Source organism: Shigella sp. FJ200513 (genome assembly GCF_040495915.1).
GTDB lineage: Bacteria > Pseudomonadota > Gammaproteobacteria > Enterobacterales > Enterobacteriaceae > ECMA0423.
Genome location: NZ_JBDYCV010000210.1, coordinates 1 through 2,318, shown reverse-complemented (window position 1 = coordinate 2,318; position 2,318 = coordinate 1). Strand labels below are relative to the sequence as shown.

General features: G+C 41.3%; 2 protein-coding genes and 2 pseudogenes. 2 read left to right on the top strand and 2 right to left on the bottom strand.

The features are described from left to right. Positions 1 to 388: 388 nt before the first annotated feature. Together ABZJ92_RS21485 and ABZJ92_RS22570 are read left to right on the top strand one after the other, a co-directional pair. On the top strand, positions 389 to 583 hold the full coding sequence (locus ABZJ92_RS21485; RefSeq protein ID WP_001004881.1) for a hypothetical protein: 195 nt from the start codon (positions 389 to 391) through the stop codon (positions 581 to 583). 312 nt (positions 584 to 895) lie between these two features. After that, positions 896 to 1,260: pseudogene (locus ABZJ92_RS22570) on the top strand (DDE-type integrase/transposase/recombinase); the annotation flags it as partial. A gap of 121 nt (positions 1,261 to 1,381) precedes the next feature. Here ABZJ92_RS22570 and ABZJ92_RS21475 read toward each other — a convergent pair. Both ABZJ92_RS21475 and ABZJ92_RS21470 read right to left on the bottom strand, forming a co-directional pair. After that, positions 1,382 to 1,718, bottom strand: a pseudogene (locus ABZJ92_RS21475) (hypothetical protein). A 541-nt stretch (positions 1,719 to 2,259) separates the two neighbouring features. Next, the gene (locus ABZJ92_RS21470) at positions 2,260 to 2,316 is read right to left on the bottom strand and encodes an IS1 family transposase (protein ID WP_003032489.1); all 57 of its coding nucleotides are present in this window, start codon (positions 2,314 to 2,316) and stop codon (positions 2,260 to 2,262) included. Positions 2,317 to 2,318: the final 2 nt, after the last annotated feature.

The window sequence follows — 2,318 nt, the reverse complement described above, 5'->3', positions numbered from 1 at the left end:
CCGGCCCTAAGACATCAATCATCTGTACTCCAATGACTAGTCTAAAAACTAGTATTAAGACTATCACTTAAATAAGTAATACTGGTTGTCTGGAGATTCAGGGGGCCAGTCTAGGTAGCGTAAGGCACTACAGCGCATTGCTTTACGAGTAATAACAATGGATTTATCACCAGAAGACGCAAAGTTTTTACGAGAACTGCAACACCGTATGCTCAGAGAAGCCATTATCGAACAGCAAACGGGCATGAGCGCCATAGACCCATTGCGATACAAACGGGCCTCATCTCCTTTAGTTGACGACAATTCCAATGCGGATAAAACACGTCCACCACACTGATTACATTTTTCATTAGCACAGTGGTGTGATGCAGCATACGAGGAAAACCGGATGAATGAGAACAAAATAAAAAGGCTGGAGCAACTGTTACAGGCACGCCAACGGGAGTTTGCCACTAAATGGGGACGTGCCGCGCTGCCACATGAACGCCTAACCTATTTTCCACTTGAAGACCTCATTAAAAATAATGGCAAAAAAATCAGGTCTGATAAGAAACACTTCTTAGAATGCAATGAAGACAAATAACAACAATCTGCATATTGCCACCAACCACAGATGTGGCATCGTTATCAGCGCACTTGATTTTCTTTATATTCACTGACGAGCTTGCCGGGGCACCTTTGTTTGCCGGTCATTCTGGTATCATGCAGATATTTACGGCGTACAAGCCCACTAGCATGACATTGTAATAAGGCCTGAGCCTAACGCTTTAATGTGTGTCATACACTCAGTGGCGTAATCGTTGACAATATGGTGCATGTAATCGTAAGCGTCCAGCGAAATCCATCTGGTCATAATCTGAAGCATCCGACAAAGTGGTGTCCACCAAATAAGTGATCTGCGCCCAATATCCTGAGCCGGAACTTTGACAAAGGCCAACGAAAAATGGGAGCGGATGTTACAGAGTTCTCGGTACAGGGGAAAAGTGGTACCTGTCGCCAGTTCTCCGATCTGTTTAACCGGGAAATTATCTCCTACAGCTTGTCAGAAAGGTCGGTGATGGAGCATCGTTAATACGATGCTATACGATGCATTCACAGTGCCCGGCCAGAGGATGCCCCGTCGCTGCATATGGATCAGGGTTGGCAATATCGAATCGCAGGCTATAGGCAAAGTTAAAGCCCCATGGAGTAGCACAAAATATGCCGCACAAAGGAAACGGTCTGAATAACGCAGTGATGAAGAACTTCTTCAGCACACTGCTAAAACGCATAGTGATCGAGCGCTGATTCTGGCGAACAACTGAACTAATACATCAGAATCTGCATTATGTTAAATAAATATGAAAAGATGGTTTAAATACCCCGTTACTTTTGACTTACACTATACGGTATCGCATCGTTTAATATTCGCACCGGCCAGATTTTTATTTCTATTAGTTGTCACAATACTGAATGCGTACGACCACAGTATTCTGGCTCCTGTGTGGTTATGCTTTAATTCTGCGTTCCGGGCAGATAAGCAGTTGCTTGCAGGAATCCTTCTTGTGTTAATGTCAGTTCCCCTTTTTACCAGTGCTGATTTCCACATTCCGTCCAACAGAGCTTATAGCCTTTCCCTGGATTATAGCATTGTCCGGCTGAAGTTCTTTTTGAATAATAATAGAAGCACTGCTGGCAGATCCAGTCCGTTTTTCATAACCCACTGTACTGATAACCATAATCTAATCAGTAGAAATTGAGTCGAAAATAAGCACTACTCTATACAGGATAATTAGAGGTCAGTTTGATTATTCACAATTCATCATCAGCATTTTCTATTTCTGACGAAATCAACATGAAAATAACCATATATGATAATTATTATAATAACGGCTTTAATTGGAATACATATATTACAACGTATTATATATAATTGGTATTCTGGGAACTATATTCTCAAAATACAGTAGAAACGAGGTATGTTTCTGGTGGAAAGGACAGTGGGATTAAAAAGTAAGAATTGATAAAAAAAACGCCAGCAACACATAGTGCCGGCGGAGGGAATACCCCATGGAGAAAATGTGATGCCTAGAGCATCATGAATATATAATTAAAAATAGTTAGCGTTGTCAATACTTTCACAAAAATAATTTTCGTAGTATAGAAAGATATTTTTATGCATGACCTACCTGAATTTGCTCCGGGTAGAGGTTATAAATAAAAATTGAATCACGACAAACACAATATTCATAGTATGGCGATGCCGGTAATGACTCCAACTTACTGATAGTGTTTTATGTTCAGATAATGCCCGATGACCTTGTCATGCAGCTCCACCG